Origin of the sequence: Hymenobacter sp. YC55, from assembly GCF_029433095.1 — a bacterium.
Lineage (GTDB): Bacteria > Bacteroidota > Bacteroidia > Cytophagales > Hymenobacteraceae > Hymenobacter.
The window spans coordinates 1,583,748-1,601,325 of record NZ_JARNTX010000002.1 but is presented as its reverse complement, the minus strand read 5'-3'; the positions used below and the strand labels follow the sequence as shown (position 1 = coordinate 1,601,325).

The window sequence follows — 17,578 nt, the reverse complement described above, 5'->3', positions numbered from 1 at the left end:
GGTTCTCTACTTATTCAGCTCCTTGGTCTTCTATGGGGCTGCCGTCGGGGGCGGAGTTGGGGCCGCCTTCCATGCCGTTAGTTTGGCCTGCATTGCCATATTCGCCGCGAATGCCCGAGCCGTCGCCCATGTTTTCCTGGGTGCTAGTGGCTTCAGGGTTACCGCTGGCATTGGGGTCGGGGTCGTCCTGGCCCGGTACGCGGCCGGCGGTGCTCATTTGGCTAGCTTGGTTTTTGGCAGCTTCTTCTTGCTGCTTATCTGAGGTAGGATCTTGCTGATCGTTTGCCATAGTAGTGGGGTTGTTGAAGGGAGATAGGATATTACAAGTTCACTTTACCGGTTTCGCCGCCCGATACGCCAGTACCGCTGCTGATGGAGTTGCCGCCAACGTCGCCATCCTGGGCGTTGCCGGGGGCATCATAGTTAGGCGCGCCTGAACGCACACGGGCTCCGGCGATTTCCTTGCCGCCTTCGGTACCGCCACTGCCGGAGTTGTCGTCGGCGTTGTTGCCGGTATCGGGGCCGCCGGGCGCTTGGCGGCCTTCAGGCTGCCGCTGGTCCGTTTGCGAGCTGCTAGCTTCGGGCAGGTTGCTGGCGTCGATGGGTTGTTCGGTGGGCTTATCCATGGGTTGAAAGTGTTTCGGTGAGTGGATGCGCAAAGAGCTCTACAGGCTATACGCGGCTACGGCCGGCGCGTTCACCGAGGAGGCATGGTAGTACGGAGGCTTTTCCAGAACTTGGGAACTGCTTCTTTCTAAGTTATCCGCGTTTTGTTTTCGTATGTCTACTTTACCTCCTGACTCTTTATCCCAAAAGACCGATAGCGAATTGCTATTTCTGGCGCAGCACCCCGAGCTATACCATGCCGACCTAATTGCCGCTGCCCGCCGCGAACTACGCCGCCGCGGCATCAGCCCCGACCCGGCACAGCCCGAGCCGCTTCCCCGCGAAAACTACATTCTGCCTTATCAGGAAGAGCATGAGCCAAGCCTGTGGCAACGTCCCACGCCGTGGGTGGTTGTGTTAGCCGTGCTGCTCATCGGCGGCGTTCTATACTGGAATAACATGCAGAAGCAAGCCTCCCAAGCCGTGGCAGCGCAACAGGAGGAGGAAGGACCTATCGAGCTAGAAACTGTGCAAACTCATCTTATTCCTACGTTCGATTCGCTTACCCGCACTCAAATTGCGCAAGAGTTGCGGCAGCTTTCTCCGTCTGCCCTGAGCGAGGATACTACGGCTACCCGCAAATACAAGCTGCTCGCCACCCGCTACTGGAACGCCGAGAATCAGTCCACTTACTTGTTCAAGCAATTGAAAGGCAACGCCGACGATGTTGCCTTGGCCAGACAGGCACCTGTAGTCATTGAAGAGTGGCGCCGGCTCACGAAGGCCCTCGTGTACAACCACGGCCTCACTGCTACCCTAGCCGAGCGCATGGACCTGATGCGCCAAGCCGCTTATTTGCGCATCGAGACGCTGCAGGAAGTTGCCCGTCGGGCTCAAAACGACCAGGTTATCGTTGACCCCGACATCATTCATCTGGCCGATTCTGCTGCGCAGATGCGGGAGTCGCTGCTGAGCCGCGCAAAGTGGACCGGCCGGCTTCGTCGCGCTACGTTCTAAAGTTTTCGGCAGTGCGCCACGTTGTACATAAACGCGCCTAGCATTAGGGCTGCTGCATTTGCCAGCGGCGTATCAGAAAATTTACGACTGACTATCAAGCCCTGACCGTAGCCAACGGTCAGGGCTTGTGTCATTTTGTGCGTTGTGTTGTTAATGTAAATGCAGGGTATTCTTGTCCTGCCCAAGCTACATTACACGGGTTCTTTATGCCCTTTGAAGATAAAACCGACGCGGAGCTGCTGTATTTGGCGCAGCATGGGGCACGCTACTCCCCGGCCGTGGCCAACGCAGCCGTGCAGGAATTACAGCGCCGCGGATTGATACCAACCGAGCTCCCCGCACCGCCCTCGCCCACCCCAGTTCCCCCGCCCAAACCAGCCGAAAGCTGGCTGCTCCAACTAGGCCGCTTAGTGAAAGGCATCGCCTGGCCGCATCAGGGCTACTTCATCACGCCTCTACTAATTCTTGCTAATCTGCTGGTATTTCTGCTGATGGGGCTGAGTGGGGTGAATCTGCTCAATCCGGCTGGGTCTGATCTGGTGGCTTGGGGATCCAACTTCTCTGCTCTGGTTCCAACGCAGCCTTGGCGGCTGCTTACCAGTGTGTTTTTGCACGGCGGCCCAGCGCACCTACTTCTCAACCTGAGTGCGCTCCTGCTATTAGGCTTGCTGGCTGAAGCAAAAGTGGGCCGCGGCGCCTGGCTACTTGTTTACTTGTTAAGTGGCATCGGCGGCAGCCTGACGAGTTGGTGGTGGCACGCTGGCGGTATTAATTCGGTCGGCGCTTCGGGAGCAATTTTTGGGCTATACGGGCTGCTCCTGGCCTTGCTGCTAACTCGCACGTATTTCAAAACCCGCCAAGATCGGGCGGCCATCATTGGGCTGTTGCTTTACTTCGCGCTCGGCAGCTTAGTAGGCGGTCTAGAAGGCCCCAATACCGACAATGCAGCCCATATCGGAGGCTTGCTGACTGGCTTTGGAGTGGGCTTGATATTGGGAGTGGCAAATAGCAAAACTCGCTGACTACAAGCTTTTATGCTTTAAGAAGCAATAGTTGAGTATTAAGTAAATCAAATTTTTACTTTTACAAATACAACTAAATAGTCCTCTTCTTTATCTAGTAGGCAAAGAGCACCTCCCTTCCCAATCAACTTTCACCCATGAGAGCAACTCTACTTGCGCTAGTAACCGCCAGTCTCGGCTTATTCACATCAACTACCACTTCAGCACAAGCCATATCCAACGGCACGTTCGAAACTTGGGTATCTCGCAGAGGGCTAGAGGTTCCCTTTAGCTGGACGACTGTGGATGAAGGCATCGAGTCATCTCCTGCTGGCGGTTTTTACAACACGGTTACGGCTTCTAAAGATGGTAGTAGCCATGCTGGCACGTATGCAGCAAAACTAGAAACGAAATCTGATCCGCTCTTTAGTACGCTTTTCGGGCCAGTTCCGGGAGGTCTGCTACTCGGTACAGCGGACTTCAACTCCGTTACTGATGTGCTAGCCGACCGTGATATAAGCGGTGTCGGCGGGCTGCCTTTCACTACCCGTGCGGCCAACATGCAGTTTTATTACAAGCTGACAGGTAATAATGCCTTACCCGATTCGGCTTACGCTATTGTGGCACTAACCCGCACTACCGGCGGTACCACCCAAACTATTGCGTCTGGCAGTCTGCGCTTGTTGCCTGCGGCAGCTTATACCTTGGCTAGCGTACCCCTGCAATACACTTCTGCCCTTACCCCCGATTCCATTCACATTGCTTTTGCATCGGGGCTTGCTGATACGCGCACGGCCGGTACCACGCTCTTCGTCGACGATGTGGTGATGACCGGAATAGTGTCTGCAACCAAGAATCCAGCGTTGGAAGCTGCACTAACTGTTTATCCTAACCCTAGCTCGAACAGCGAGTTTCGATTGACCTCCCCTACCAAGCCAACCGTAGCAACCGCCCCTTACACCATCACTGACGCAACGGGTCATGTGGTACGCACATCGGCAGCAGCACCAGCCAGCTTGGCCAATGGTCGGCCGCTAGAACTGCGTGGCTTACCGGCAGGTGTGTATATGCTGCAACTAAATACGTCTGAGGGTCTGCTTACCCGCAAGCTGCTGATTCCCTAGTAGCTTCCAATAATAAGGCTGTCTCCTTCCACTCCCGCCGCCGGATGATACCAGCGGCGGGAGTGGTTTTTTGGTATCATTGGAAAAGCTTAAAAAAGAATAAATAATTACGGGCACGCACAAGCAGCTAGCGGGCAGTTTAGCAACCTATGGCCCCGGTCAGTTGTAGTAGTTATTCGGGACGTATCTTTTATTGCCCGCCCCGCCTGAATTACCGACGCACAACACCTGATTCTGTGACCGACGACCAGCTACCCGACAACTCCTTGCCCGACCCGCAAGACGGAAAGCAACCCTCGAGGTGGCAGCGCGCAGTGGCGGCTGTTGGTCGAGTGGCGGTGGCGCCTTTCAACACGGCTGGCTACCTCTACCGGACTGGCCAGCAAAACCGCCACTTCACGCTTCCAGTGCTCAATGGTGCCTTCGGCGACCAACTTGCCGAGCGCCACGACCGGCGAGCTATTCAGATGAGCTTCCGTCGCCACGGTGCTGATGTATCGGTGGCAATGTTGCGGTTAGAGCCAACAGCCGAGGGGCGCCCGCGCAAAACGGTGGTGTTTCTGCATGGCCTGATGGGCGATGAGGTGATCTGGCAAGCAGGTTCACCGGAAGGCCTGCGTTACGGGCCACGCCTACAGCAAGATACGGGTGCCCATTGCCTCTACGTTCGCTACAACTCGGGCCTGCACATCTCCAAGAATGGCAAGCAGCTCAACCTACTTCTCAGTGAACTACTCGCCACGTTTCCCGACGCTATTGGCGACTTAGTATTGGTAGGGCACAGCATGGGGGGACTTGTCATTCGCAGTGCGGGTTACTATGCAGCCTTACTACCACACGCTCCGAAGCAGGAAGTTTCAACCACCAACCAAGCCGAGCACAGCCACGCTCTCCACTCAGAAACTAGTGCGCCGCTCCCTCAACCCAGCAATTGGCTGGCGCACCTACGCGACGTGTTCCTGTTAGGGGTGCCCAACGACGGCTCGTTTCTGGAGCAGAACAGCCATTTTACGTCGGTGGTGCTTCGCAAAATCAACTTGCGCCCCACCCGCTTTATTAGTGGCCTTATCGATAAGCGCAGCAACGGCATCAAGGATCTGCGGCATGCTATTCTGGTCGATGAGGATTGGCAAGACCCACACGCCAACGACCTATTTCCGCCGCGCACGTTGGTGCCGCCCCTGCCGGGCGTGCGTTACCATGTGCTGGTTGGGTCCTTGCTCAAATCTGCCAACTCGGCCCTCCACGACTACTTCGGTGATGGGCTAGTAGGCGCGGGCAGCGCCCTCGGCCGTGTTTTCGGCGACCCGGCCCTGCCGCCGGAACAGCAAATCAGCACCCGCGTATTTTCCAAGCTTCACCACGGCACCCTGCTTAGCAACCAAGAAGTGTATCAGTACCTGCGGGACCGAATTAACCAAACGAGAAGCTAGTCCTTAGCGTGCGACTTAATCCAGGCTTGCATGGCTTCGAGGGCCGCGGGAGCCATTACCGGACGCGGCTGCCCGTTGATGAGCGGCCATTCAGTGGTTGGTGCCTGAAACAAGTGGTTGATGTTATCGAGCTTCTGCACCGTCACCTGTTTGTTAGCCTTCAAGCCTTTGGCTAGCAAGTCCAGGTTTGTTTGAGCCTCCACCATGTCGTCGCCGGTACCGTGCATCAGCAGAACGGCACCGCGTACATTGGCTAGGGAAGCTTGCGGATCGAAGTTGAGGTAATTGCGGTACCAAGGCGCCGTAAGACGAGCCGCCGCCGCGTGTACCGCATCCAAGCGCATGTTCGGGTTGTCTTGCTGAATCATGTTGGCCACAATGGCTTGTGCTTGGTTGTTGTCAGCCGTCTGGCGGATAATTTCCAGCATAGCTCGGCGGCGTTTGCGCAAGGCATCGATGCGCTTACGGTCCTCGCCTTTCTGCCGCATGCGCTGCTGCTCCAAGAAGGTTTCCACCTGTGCTACGTTGGAACCCGAGGCGCGCAGTTGCTCGGCTTGCCGACGCGCTGCTTCACGGGCCAACTCCTGGCGGCGGGCTAACCCTAATAGAGCCGTATCAGCTACGCCAGAGCGCAGCAGCAAAGAGGGCCTTTGCTCAGCCAGTGTCTCCCGACCCGACAAACCCGTGGCGGCTAGCGCCACTACAAAGGTGGGAGCCAAGGGCTGGGCGGCGGCCAACAAGGCTATGTTACCACCTTCGCCGTGCCCCACCATCCCAAGATGCGCAATATCAATGAGTGGCCGAGTACGCAGAAAACCTAGTGCTGCCTGAGCGTCGCGTACGCGGTCAGCAGTAGTTACCGTAGCTGAATCGCCGGCCGATTGCCCGATGCCTCGGTCATCGAGACGTAACACTGCAATACCACGGCGAGTAAGGAAGTCAGCTAAGTTGCCAGCTAGGGCGTAGTCGCCATATACCGCGTCGCGGGTTTGCGTGTCGAGGTCTGAAAGCAGCACCACTGCCGGGAAAGGTCCTTCACCGGCAGGTATGGTGAGTGTGCCGGCCAAACTCAGGTGGTCAATAGTATTGGGCACCTTCACTTCTTCGACGCGGTAAGGTGGCGGGAACTTGAAAGTTTTGGGAGCGGCCGTAGTAGCCGGGGGTATAAACAACAGCGTAAGCGGAGCCGAGTAGCCCGTTTGCTGCCATATACCCAAAAGCTGCTGCCCATCGGCCGAGCGCCGACCCACAAAGCGGCAGCCTGCTTGCTCGGCTTCAAAGGTGAGCGTGTCGCCACGTGGGGTTACGGTCATGGGCTCCCGGTTGACACGCTGCATAGGTACATCTAGCACTGCAAACCGATTTCCATCAGCTAGTTCCGTTACCGTAATCATCATTGGCAAACTACCGCCGGGCACCGTTAAGGCTCCTTTCCACTGCCCCTCTAGCGAATAACGCTTGGCGGTCGGCGCCTGAGCTTGCGCCTGCGCGCAAATAGTAAAGCCGAGTAGCATCAGCACAAACCAGTTCCATAAGGATCTGGAAACCAACTTTTTCATGATTAGTATAATAGGAACTATAGCCTTTTAACAGAGCTTGGTTGCAATCCAGCCCACCTACTCGACGAGCAGATGGGCTGAAGTTTAAATATGCTGCAAGTACGTTATTTGGCTTTAAGCTCAACCGTACAATTCGTTGGAGCTTGGCAAAAAGGCGACAAGAATGAGGTTTCGACTGACTAATGTGAATACCCCATTATGGGCGCAAAACCCGGTCGATGACGTGCACAATACCGTTGGTAGCCTGCACATCCGGTATCACCATATTAGCAGGTGCCGCGTTGCCGGCGCCTTTCACAGTCAGCACGCCGTTAGTGAATGCGCCCAATTGTAAAGGTGCCCCACCAAACGAACGTACAGTGGAGTTATCGGGAAGTTCGGGGGTAAACTTGGCGCCGTCAGCAAGAACGTGCGTGGCAAGCACAGCCGTTACCACATCTTTAGGCAGCTTACGAATATCTGCTGGCACATTGAGCGGCACGCCAAGATCAGTACCCAGGTTTTTGAATGCTTGATCGGTAGGCGCAAACACCGTTAGATTGGGCGTGTTGGAAAGCGTACCAGCTAAGTCGCAATACAGCACGGCTTCTACCAGAAAAGTTAGCTCTGGATTGGTAAAGACGGCCGAACTCTGTAACGCCAAAGCCGATTGCACTACATCAACCTTGGTTGCCAATAGGACCTTATCAATCACGTGAATGGTACCATTGGCTGCTTGTACATCAGTGGCCAGAATGCGCGAGCCATTCACGTACAGATTGTTGCCTTTGCTGATAATGCGACGTTGCGGCCCTAGCGCTGACGCTGATGTTGCTCCAGCTTTCAAAGCACTGCCTGCTATCGTGCCATTGCCAACATGGTAGAACAATGTATTCTTAAGGAAAGGCTGTTGCAAACCAAGCAAATCGCTAGCTGAATTGAGGCCTAGCTTGGAGAAAGCAGCATTAGTTGGTGCAAAAACCGTGTAGTTACCTTCTCCCTTAGGATCATTAGGATTTTTATTAGATAAAATTCCGGCAACATCACCCCGTATAGCCGCATCTTCCAAAACCTGAAAGTCGGGATTGGAAACGGCGATACTAGCAATTGTAGGATTAACTTCCTCTTTCTTATCGCAGCTTGACAACGCCAGTGCACCGACCAATAAACTACCACACCAAGTGAATATGTTTTTTTTCATATGTAATTGTTTGTTATACAAGATTATACTGCAACCGACTATTGCAATCCCACAAATTTCACCGAGCAGGTTTGCCTAACAAACGAAATTTTAATGCTTTCGGATTGTACAGAAGCTAAATCCGATCAACACCTTAATTTCGTAGCTCAACAAGTATAAATTCAAGGAATAGCAAAGAACACTACGAAGGTATTATATTTGAATAATGTTCAGCTATTATTCGCTTAGGTTTGCTTCCAAATCATACTTTTATGCAAAAAATCTACCGTTCTCTACTTCTTCTCTCACTTTCCAGCTTAGGCGGCCTATCGGCTGCTAGTGCACAAAGCTTGGTCAGCGGCTTTATGGCTGGTAAAGGCCATGGCTCAGTGGTCGTTTCGGGTACGGTGGAGCGTTATTCCAGTGTTTATTTGGCCCCCACGAAGATTGATAAGGTGCCAATCTTTGATGAGGTTAGAGTTAGCTCTCTTAACCTGTATGGCAACTATGGCATCAGCGACAAGCTGGAAGCCGTAGTGAGTTTGCCTTACATCGAATCCAAGGGCAACGCCGATGAGCAGGTGGTAAAGGCGCAGAACTACACCAACCGGCGCGCCGGATTGCAAGACCTAACTGTGCTGCTCAAAGGCAAAGTTCTGACCCATGAGATAGGTACTAACGTGCTCGACATCTTAGCTGTAGTCAGTGCTAGCACTCCAGTAAGTGATTATAAATCGGAGGAAGGCTTAGGCTATATTATTGCCATCGGCAACCACGCAAAAAAGGCAACGGTTTCTGGCGTGGCTCACCTCAAAACGGTGTCAGGAGTTTTCTTTACGGGCCAGGCGGGCTACAGCGTGCGCGACAACAGCGCACCGAATGCTTTTGTAGCGGAAACCAAAGTTGGGTATGCTGGCCCAAAGCTCTACGTGGATGCACTAGCCGCTTTTCAGCATTCCGAAAAGGATGGCACTGATATTTTGCAGCCTGGCTTCACCGGCTTCTTTCCTGCCACGCGTGTTAACTATGTACGCTTAGGCGCTAGCGCATTTCGGCCACTAGCTAAAGGCTTTGGTTTGACAGTGGGCGTGAATACGTATGTGGCCGGCCGCAACCTAGGCAAGTCAACTGGTGTTTCGGGCGGTATAGCTTATAATTTCTAGTTCTAGCTTAAACTGGACCCGATATACACGCTCAACAAAAAGCCCTGCTACTTCCAAGTAGCAGGGCTTTTTGTTGAGCGTACTAGAAGCTTTTCTATTCGATTACCAACTCTGTGAAATTAGCCTCGACCACTACTCCAGGCAGCTTAAGGCCGGTTTCGAGAGTTACTTCCTGCACTTCAAGGGGCTGCCCATCAACGACGAAGCTAGTGGCGCCGAAGGGCAAGCCGTGGAATACCACCTGGTAGCGTGTGAAGCTAGGCTGATAGGCTCCATCTATACTTTGCTGAAGCGCCAAGTTCTTATCAGTGCCCGCTACCGTGAAGCGGCGGGTGGTGCTGTGGCCTTCGAGGTAACCGTAGCCTTCGCCACCGTCGTCGTAGAGGACGCTGTTTTGCTGGCCGGCCTTATAGTAGACGTGCAAGGTCACTTCTTCTATAACCAGCTCGCCTACATACTGCTGCACCGGGTAGAAGGGAAGTACAGCTCCGGCGCGGACGAACAGGGGAATTCGGTCGAGACCAGCGGTGGCCCATACTTCGGCGCCGCCCGATTTGGGCTCGTCGGTGTAGTAGTAGAACCAGTCGCCGCGCGGCAGGTACATCCAACGACCATCGACGCCCGCTTGCGTGATCGGGCAAATCAGCAGATGGTCGCCGAGGCTGAATTCAGCCATGCGGAGGTAGGTCTCGGTATCGTTCTGGTCGAGGAAGGGCAGCGGGCGCAGCATAGGCGTACCCTGCTGTACATACTGCCAGAACGTGGTGTACATGTACGGCAGCAAGCGGTAACGCAATTCAATAAAGCGTTTGGCTAGCCCAGCAGCCTCTTCACCAAACGACCAGGGCTCTTGGTCGCCGTGGTCGCCGGAACTGTGGGTCCGGAAGAATGGGTGAAATGCGCCCAGCGCCACCCAGCGCACGTACAGTTCGGCGTCGGGCGTATCGATGAAGCCCCCAATGTCGGAACCTACAAAGCTGAAACCCGACACGCTCAGGCGCTGGCACTGAATATTGGCCAGCCACAGGTGCTCCCAAGAGGCAATGTTGTCACCCGTCCAGGCCGAGGAATAGCGCTGCCCACCCGCGTAGGTGCTGCGCGTGATGCTAAAAGGCCGATTGGGGTAGCTGAACTGCTTGACGCCGGCGGCCGTAGCGCGGGCCATCTGCATGCCATATACATTGTGCGCCTTTTTGTGCGAAGCCGGGTGGCCTTCGTAGTGGAAACGCACATCGTCGGGGAAGGTGCCTTTTTCGAACACCGCCGGCTCGTTCATATCGTTCCAGACGCCTTTCACGCCGTCTTCCTGAATCAGGCCTTTGAACAGACCCGCCCACCACTCGCGCACTTCGGGGCGCGTGTAGTCGGGGAAGTTGCAGAGCCCAGGCCACACCGAGCCTTTCATCAGCGGCCCATCAGCGCGGCGGCAGAAATAATCGTTGGCCAGGGCCTCGGTATAGACGCTGTACTCGGGGTCAATCTTGATGCCCGGGTCGATAATGACAATGGTTTTGAAGCCATCGGCGGCCAGTTCCTGCACCATGCGCTTCGGTTCGGGAAAGTGCTTCGGGCTCCAGGTGAAACACCGGTAGCCGTCCATGTAGTCGATGTCGAGGTAGAGCGCATCGCAGGGAATCTGCCGGTCGCGGAAGCCTTGGGCAATGGCTTTCACATTGCTTTCGGGGTAGTAGCTCCACTTGCACTGATGGTAGCCCAGGGCCCAGAGCGGCGGCATTTCGGGTGGGCACGTCAGACGCGTGTACTCCTGCGTGACTTCGAGCAGGGAGGGGCCGTAGATGAAATAGTAGTTCATCTCACCGCCTTGGGCCCAGAAGCTGGTAACGTCGGCGCGCTCGGCCGCAAAATCGAAGGTGGTCCGGAAAGAATTGTCGAAGAAGATGCCGTGCCCGATGCGCTGCTGCAATTCCAGGTAGAACGGGATATTTTTATACAGCGGATCGGTGCCCTTAACGTAGCCGTACGTATCGGTTCCCCAATTAGTGAAGCGCCGACCCCGTAGGTTCATGTTGTCGGGCTTGTCGCCGAGGCCGTAGTAGCAGACGCCGCTTTGCACCTGCTTGCTCATCTTCACGATGTCGTTGCCGGAGTCGTAGTCGTACTCCCAATGGAAACCTTTATCGTCTTCCATCAGTACCAAACCTGAACGGTTGAGCACGCGCGTTCTCAAGCCTTCTTTTGAAACGGTGCAGATTAGGCGGTCGGTGGTGATACGGAAGTGGTCGGTTTTTTCGCGAAACTCCAAAAAAACGGGAGCTTGTCGGGAGGGCACTCCTTCGGGAAAAGCGTAGCTAAAATCGGGGGCAAATCCATTGTCGGTGGCGAAGCGAAACCGCAGCACCTTATCGGTAATTACCTCGATTCGCAACTGAACTCCATTGTCGCAACGGAAAAGAAAATCGGTGCCTTCTTGATGATTGGCAACTACTTGGCCAGGAAAGAACTCCTGTTTTGCTTTCGCGGCCAGGTCGTTCACCATATAGTTTTGGCCCTGGAAATTATTATCGTTCATATAGGATATGCAGGTACTGAAAGAAGCAGCAGAAGAATTTAGATGAGAGTTGAGCAAGCCCAAAAAAGTCCTGTTCAGCTTGTAAAGGTAAAAATGAATCCCACGAATTTTACCTAACATTGACCATCATTCCCTATAATTGCCCTAGCGGCCCTGCTAGTGCATTTTTTGGGTAATACCGCTCCCGTTTGCCGCGCTCATGAAAACTAACCCACTAAAGGTGCTACTGCTAGGTTGGGACACCCCCAACGTGTCCGCAGAAGTTGTACCGCCAACCACTGCCCTACTCCAAGCTCTAGCGCCCCGCGCCGAACTGACGCTGCTGCTGCCGCGCATTTCCGAGCCGATGCGACTTTCCAGCCATGTTCAAACCACCAGCCTTGGCAACCTAACCGCCGAAGAACTGGTGCTGCTGGAGGCGCTCTACGAATCCGATAAGTCGCAGACCCTGCAATGGCCTGCATCGCCTTACCTCGGTGCCTCAATCAACCAGGAAGACAATCCGAACGGAGTGCCTGCGGCGCCCTATATTGGTCGTACTGAGGAAGAGACAAACACGCCGTTCGCTTCGCCAGCCCTCGAATTTGCCGCACCGGATGAGGTATCGGCGGGCACAGTGGGGATTGGCGAGGCAGCGGACCTTGCTTCTGATAATGTTGCACCGTACTCGGAAACCGAAGAGGTTTCTAGCACGGAAGTGGCAGCGCAGCCTACCGAAGCGCCAAGTGCTCCTATCAACGACGCCGCCCCGGCCGAAGTGGTCCCAACTGGCTGGATGACGGAATTGCCGATTCACCAATCCATTTTGGATGTGGCAACTGCTGCTTTGCAAGCCCTGCCAACTGACGATGCCAGTCTGAACTTCCGCGTTATTCAATACGCACGGCTAGCTACTCGACTAGCTGCCAGCCAGGATTTCGCGGTGATTTATGCCTCCGATTGGCAGTCGTGGCTGGCGGGCATGGAGATTCGGCAGCTTACGGGCAAGCCGCTGGTGCTGCACGTGTACAGCCTGGCCCAAGAGCGCAACACCCCCGCCGACCGTGGTTGGGTGATGGAACTGGAGCGCATTGCTCTGCGCCGCGCCGACTTGGTCTTGACTTCTACTGCCGATTTGGCTTTGCGCGTGATAGAGCTACACGATGTAGCCCCGCAGCGTGTGCGCCGCTTAAGCCGTGCTGCTACCCAAGAAGCGGACCTCCTGGCCGAAACCATTTTGTCGGCATTGCGGGAAGTGTCTCGATGAACATGCAGGGATGAGGAAAACTGTACGCAAGTAGACAATCTTTTAGACTGCCCCGGTTAGATACGCCCCCGTGCTACCTTTGTAGCGCGCACTGCTTTGCGCGCTACACTTTGCGTTTTTTCTATGGCTGATTCTCAGGAACAGGTTTTCGATGCCGAATTAGAGCTGCACCCCAGCGACGGAGGCGTGTTTCTTTTCATTCCCTTCAGTGTGCCCGACGTCTTTGGGCAGCGCGGGCAAGTACACGTGCGCGGCACCCTCGACGGCTTTCCGTTCCGCTTGCCACTTACCCTCGACGAAGACGGCCACCACGTTTTATCGGTGAACAAGCAACTGCGCAATGCCGTTGGTAAAACGTGGGGTATGCCGGTGCACGTAACAATGACGCTGGACACCGACGAGCCTGGCTTCACTATCCCCGACGACTTGGCCCGTGCCCTCGACCGGGCTGGCTTGCGCGCCAAGTTCGACGAGCTAGCGTATCCGCACCGTCGTGAATATGTGCAATGGGTGGAGCGCGCCAAAAAGCCCGAAGCCCGCATCCGCCGCATCCAAGAAGTGGTGGAAGGCGCGGAAGCAGGCAAGAAACTGAGTTAACTTTAATTGTCTTAAAAAGCCCGTCGTGCTTGGCACGACGGGCTTTTTCGTTAGTCCCTATCCTATCCGCATCAGCACCAAGGCTGTGCGGTTGGTGACGTAGAGGCTGAGCTTTTCCAGGCCTTCCTCTTCGAATGTTTCATAGGTCAGAGAGGTATCCACGCGGTTGTGACCACCAAACTCGGGGGCATCGGTGCTGAGCAGGATGCGGTAGCGGCCGGATTTCGGCACGAAGAAATGGTAATCGGGGATGCTCTTCGACACGTGGAAGTTGAACACGAAAACCAACGGTCCCCGCTCGAATATCAGCACCTGATTGACGGTATCGATATTGAGTTGGTGCGCGGCAGGGTGGGCCAGCAAATGGTTCTTGCGGGCTAACGTGAGCTGCGCGTGGTCGAAGGCCAGCAGCTGTTGAAACTTGAGGTCCGGGTTTTCAGCCAGGCTCCACTGGCGGCGGGCAAAATGGTAGCTCCAGTTGTTGCCTTCGCGTGGGAAGTCCACCCATTCCGGATGGCCAAACTCGTTGCCGATAAAGTTGAGGTAGGCCTCACCGCCGAGGCTCAGCGTCAGCAACCGAATAAGCTTGTGCAGCGCAACGCCCCGGTCGGTTATCGGGTCGGGGTCGTCTTTGCGCATGTGCTCGTAGATGGCTTTGTCGAGCAGCCAGTGCGAAAGGGTTTTGTCACCGACCAAAGCTTGGTCGTGGCTTTCGGCGTAGGCTACCGTTTTCTCTCCGGCGCGGCGGTTAGTTAGCACGTACCACAGGTCGTGCAGGTTCCAGTCTTCGTCGCGGGTGTGCTTGAGTAGTTTGATCCAGTAATCGGGGATGCCCATACCCAGGCGGTAATCGAACCCAACGCCTCCTTCCAGAACCGGGCGGCACAGGCCAGGCAGGCCGCTCATGTCTTCGGCAATCAGCAGGGCCCCTTTTTTCAGTTCGTGTACCAGCGTGGTAGCAAGTTGCAGGTACAGAATAGCATCTTCATCGGCTTCGGGCCCAAAATACTGCTCGTAGCCGCTGAAAGCTACTCCTTCGCCGTGATGGTGGTAGAGCATACTTGTCACGCCATCAAATCGGAAACCATCGAAGTGGTATTCTTCCAGCCAGTAGCGTAGGTTGCTGAGCAGAAAGCGCTGCACCTCGGGCTTGCCGTAGTCGAAAAGCTTGGAATCCCAGCCAGGGTGGTTGCCACGCGGGCCGGGGTGGAAATATTGGTTGCCGGAGCCATCGAAATCCGCCAAGCCCTCGGCCTCATTCTTCACGGCGTGCGAATGCACGATGTCCAGGAGCACCGCTATACCGCGCTGGTGCGCTTCGTTGATCAAATATTTCAGATCCTCGGGGGTGCCGAAGCGGGAACTGGCCGCAAAGAAGTTGGCGACGTGGTAGCCAAACGAGCCATAATAGGGGTGCTCCATCACGGCCATGAGCTGCACGCAGTTGTAGCCACCGTCGTGGATACGAGGCAAAATATTGTCGGCAAACTCGCGGTAGGTACCTACCCGCTCGTCCTCGGTAGCCATGCCCACGTGCGCCTCATAAATCAGCGGCTCCTTGACGTGGTTGTGGATGCGAAACTTCTGGTCCGTCCAGACGAAGGGCTTCTCGGGGCGCCAGAGCTGGCCGGCAAAGTCGTGGGTGTACTCGTCTTGCACGGCGCGGTGCAGCGTGGCTGGCAGCCGGTCTTTGCCGCCCTTGGCCGTCCGGACGTGCACCTTGAAGCGGCTGCCGTGCGTAAGGCGGTCTTTGTAGTCTCTATCGGGCAGAAAAACTTCCCAAACCCCATCCTCGCCGCGCGTGAGCAAGGTATTATGCCGGTCCCAGCCGTTGAAGTCACCGATGAGCGACAAAGATTCCGCGGCTGGCGCCCACTCCCGGTACCAGAAGCCCCGCCGCCGCGAATCGTAGTTGAGGCCCAGGTGGTGGTGCGAAGAAGCAAACTTGCTCAGAGAACCCCACTTACCCTTGATTTCGTCGAGGCGCTGATTCAGGCGCGTGAGGCGGCGGCGCAATACGGGCTCGAAAGGCATGAGCCAGGGATCTTGCTGCACCAAGGGAAGATGGGGCGTTTTCAGAGCTGGAATAAGCATGTCGGGAGCCATAAGAGCGGAAGTAAGAGCGTGAGCCGGTAAGATAGGAAGGTATACGAAGGTACAAGGCAGCTGAACGTCAGGCCCGCAAGATGCAGGCGCTGCCTCGGGGCAATTTTATGGAAATTCTAGGACCAGATGGTGCGGCATCGTATACTCGCTCTGCTTGTATGCAGAAGCTCATGCTTCGCGGCACCTTGACTTACGCTTGCTCTATGAAACGACATTTTCTCCCGCTGGCCCTGGCCGGACTACTGTTTTCGTGCACCACAGGGCAGCGGCCGGAGGCAGTTACCACGCCGGCAGCCACTACTACTCTAGCAGCTCCCATTCCGGCTGCTACTCCCGTCGTGACGGAGCAGGCCATGGTGGTTTCGGCGCATCCGGAGGCTACGCGCATTGGGGTGGAAATTTTGCGCCGGGGTGGCAATGCCTATGATGCCGCGGTAGCCGTGCAGTTTGCCTTGGCGGTGGCATTGCCTACGGCCGGTAATATTGGCGGGGGTGGCTTCTTGCTGTATCGGGGCGCCGATGGCACCGAGGGCGCCCTCGACTTTCGGGAAACAGCACCAGCCGCCGCCACGCGCGACATGTACCTCGACCCACAGGGCAACGTAATACCCGACCTAAGCACGCTTGGCCACTTGGCAGCTGGCGTACCGGGAACCGTGGCAGGCATGGAGGCGGTGCATAAGAAGTTAGGCAAGCTGCCGTGGCGCGACGTGGTGCAGCCCGCCGTGGACCTAGCCGCCCAAGGCTTGAAGCTCACCGAAAAAGAAGCCAATGGCCTTAACAGTCAGCGAGAAAATTTCCTGAAGTATAACCCAACTACCCCACCGGCCTACGTCCGCCCCGACGGTGCCACCCGCCCCTGGCAAGCCGGCGACGTTATCAAATACCCAGACTTAGCCAGCACCCTGGGCCGCATCCGCGACCAAGGCCGCGCCGGATTTTATAGTGGCAAAACGGCCGACCTATTGGTGGCCGAAATGCAGCGCGGCAAGGGCATCATCAGCAAGAAGGACCTAGCTAACTACCAACCTAAATGGCGCATTCCGCTGCACGGCCAATACCGTGGCTATGATGTACAGACTTTCCCACCGCCTAGCTCGGGCGGTGTGGCACTGCTGCAAATGCTGCAAATGCTGGAGTTCTTTGACTTAGCTAAAGCAGGTTGGCACTCCCCGCAGGCCACGCACTGGATTACGGAAGCCGAGCGCCGCGTCTATGCCGACCGCGCCACTTACCTCGGCGACCCGGATTTTGGACGCGTGCCCGTGGAGCAGCTTCTCGCTAAGCCTTACAACCAGCAGCGCATGGCTTCCACCCTGCCCTACCGCGCTACGCCGAGCGCCGAAGTAGCGGCTGGCGCTGGATTGCCCGGCTACGAATCTGACCAAACCACGCACTACAACATTGTGGATGCCACTGGCAACGCGGTGAGTTGCACCACCACGCTCAACGGTGGCTACGGCAGCAAAGTAGTAGTGGCCGGGGCGGGTTTCTTGCTCAACAACGAAATGGACGACTTCAGTAGCAAGCCCGGTACCCCCAACGCCTACGGTTTGGTTGGGGGCGCGGCCAACGCCATTGCGCCCGGCAAGCGCATGCTGTCCTCGATGACGCCCACCATTCTCACCAAAAACCAGAAACTGGCCATGGTTGTGGGTACTCCCGGCGGCAGCACCATCATCACCAGCGTCATGCAGGCCATTCTTCACACCATCGACTATGGCATGAACGCGCAGCAAGCCGTAGCCGTGCCGCGCCTGCACCATCAGTGGCTCCCCGACTATATCGATGTAGAAGCAAAGGCACTGCTACCCGCCGCCGAAGATTCCTTACGGGCCCGGGGCTACAAACTCAATCCGCGCGGCGCGTGGGGCCGCATGGAAGTAATTCGGGTGCTACCCGACGGCAAACTGGAAGGCGGCGCCGATCCCCGCGGCGACGACATGGCGGCTGGCTACTAAGCTTTCTATACACTTTGGTTTACTAACACAACGGCCTACTTCCCTGATGCGGAAGTAGGCCGTTGTGGCGTTGGGC

General features: G+C 56.0%; 14 protein-coding genes. 8 read left to right on the top strand and 6 right to left on the bottom strand.

The features are described 5' to 3' along the window. Positions 1-10 precede the first annotated feature (10 nt). Both P1X16_RS20040 and P1X16_RS20035 read right to left on the bottom strand, forming a co-directional pair. A complete protein-coding gene (locus P1X16_RS20040) occupies positions 11-289 on the bottom strand; it encodes a hypothetical protein (protein ID WP_277232803.1) in 279 nt (92 codons plus the stop codon). Between the two features lie 31 nt (positions 290-320). Further along, on the bottom strand, positions 321-626 hold the full coding sequence (locus tag P1X16_RS20035; RefSeq protein WP_277232800.1) for a hypothetical protein: 306 nt from the start codon (positions 624-626) through the stop codon (positions 321-323). Between the two features lie 154 nt (positions 627-780). Between P1X16_RS20035 and P1X16_RS20030 the strand changes: the two genes are divergently transcribed. From P1X16_RS20030 to P1X16_RS20015, 4 genes are all read left to right on the top strand, one after another. Continuing rightward, complete coding sequence (locus tag P1X16_RS20030) at positions 781-1,623, top strand: hypothetical protein (RefSeq protein WP_277232797.1); 843 nt, start codon at positions 781-783, stop codon at positions 1,621-1,623. Positions 1,624-1,829: 206 nt separating this feature from the next. Continuing rightward, positions 1,830-2,645, top strand: a complete 816-nt coding sequence (locus P1X16_RS20025; RefSeq protein WP_277232794.1) for a rhomboid family intramembrane serine protease — start codon at positions 1,830-1,832, stop codon at positions 2,643-2,645. Positions 2,646-2,782: 137 nt separating this feature from the next. Further along, entirely contained in the window at positions 2,783-3,748 is a 966-nt protein-coding gene (locus tag P1X16_RS20020) for a T9SS type A sorting domain-containing protein (RefSeq protein ID WP_277232791.1), read from the top strand. A gap of 236 nt (positions 3,749-3,984) precedes the next feature. Further along, a complete protein-coding gene (locus P1X16_RS20015; protein WP_277232788.1) occupies positions 3,985-5,181 on the top strand; it encodes an alpha/beta hydrolase in 1,197 nt (398 codons plus the stop codon). Here P1X16_RS20015 and P1X16_RS20010 read toward each other — a convergent pair. Together P1X16_RS20010 and P1X16_RS20005 are read right to left on the bottom strand one after the other, a co-directional pair. Next, the gene (locus P1X16_RS20010) at positions 5,178-6,740 is read right to left on the bottom strand and encodes an alpha/beta hydrolase (protein WP_277232786.1); all 1,563 of its coding nucleotides are present in this window, start codon (positions 6,738-6,740) and stop codon (positions 5,178-5,180) included. The genes P1X16_RS20015 and P1X16_RS20010 overlap by 4 nt on opposite strands. Before the next feature lie 196 nt (positions 6,741-6,936). Continuing rightward, positions 6,937-7,920, bottom strand: a complete 984-nt coding sequence (locus P1X16_RS20005) for a fasciclin domain-containing protein (RefSeq protein ID WP_277232784.1) — start codon at positions 7,918-7,920, stop codon at positions 6,937-6,939. Positions 7,921-8,171: 251 nt separating this feature from the next. Between P1X16_RS20005 and P1X16_RS20000 the strand changes: the two genes are divergently transcribed. Further along, positions 8,172-9,062: a hypothetical protein gene (locus P1X16_RS20000; protein WP_277232781.1), complete on the top strand. Its 891-nt coding sequence runs from the start codon at positions 8,172-8,174 to the stop codon at positions 9,060-9,062. 94 nt (positions 9,063-9,156) lie between these two features. Here the strand turns inward: P1X16_RS20000 and P1X16_RS19995 are convergent, their stop codons facing one another. Next, positions 9,157-11,592 carry a TIM-barrel domain-containing protein gene (locus P1X16_RS19995; protein ID WP_277232779.1) on the bottom strand — a complete coding sequence of 812 codons (2,436 nt, stop codon included), beginning with the start codon at positions 11,590-11,592 and terminating at the stop codon, positions 9,157-9,159. 199 nt (positions 11,593-11,791) lie between these two features. On the opposite strand from P1X16_RS19995, the gene P1X16_RS19990 reads away from it, so the two are divergent. After that, the gene (locus P1X16_RS19990; RefSeq protein WP_277232777.1) at positions 11,792-12,838 is read left to right on the top strand and encodes a glycosyltransferase; all 1,047 of its coding nucleotides are present in this window, start codon (positions 11,792-11,794) and stop codon (positions 12,836-12,838) included. Positions 12,839-12,961: 123 nt separating this feature from the next. After that, positions 12,962-13,435, top strand: coding sequence for a YdeI/OmpD-associated family protein (locus P1X16_RS19985; RefSeq protein ID WP_277232774.1), 474 nt, complete (start codon positions 12,962-12,964; stop codon positions 13,433-13,435). A gap of 57 nt (positions 13,436-13,492) precedes the next feature. Here P1X16_RS19985 and P1X16_RS19980 read toward each other — a convergent pair whose 3' ends face one another. Continuing rightward, the gene (locus P1X16_RS19980) at positions 13,493-15,541 is read right to left on the bottom strand and encodes an alpha-amylase family glycosyl hydrolase (protein WP_277232772.1); all 2,049 of its coding nucleotides are present in this window, start codon (positions 15,539-15,541) and stop codon (positions 13,493-13,495) included. A gap of 203 nt (positions 15,542-15,744) precedes the next feature. On the opposite strand from P1X16_RS19980, the gene ggt reads away from it, so the two are divergent. Next, positions 15,745-17,502, top strand: a complete 1,758-nt coding sequence (ggt, locus tag P1X16_RS19975) for a gamma-glutamyltransferase (protein ID WP_277232770.1) — start codon at positions 15,745-15,747, stop codon at positions 17,500-17,502. Positions 17,503-17,578 lie beyond the last annotated feature (76 nt).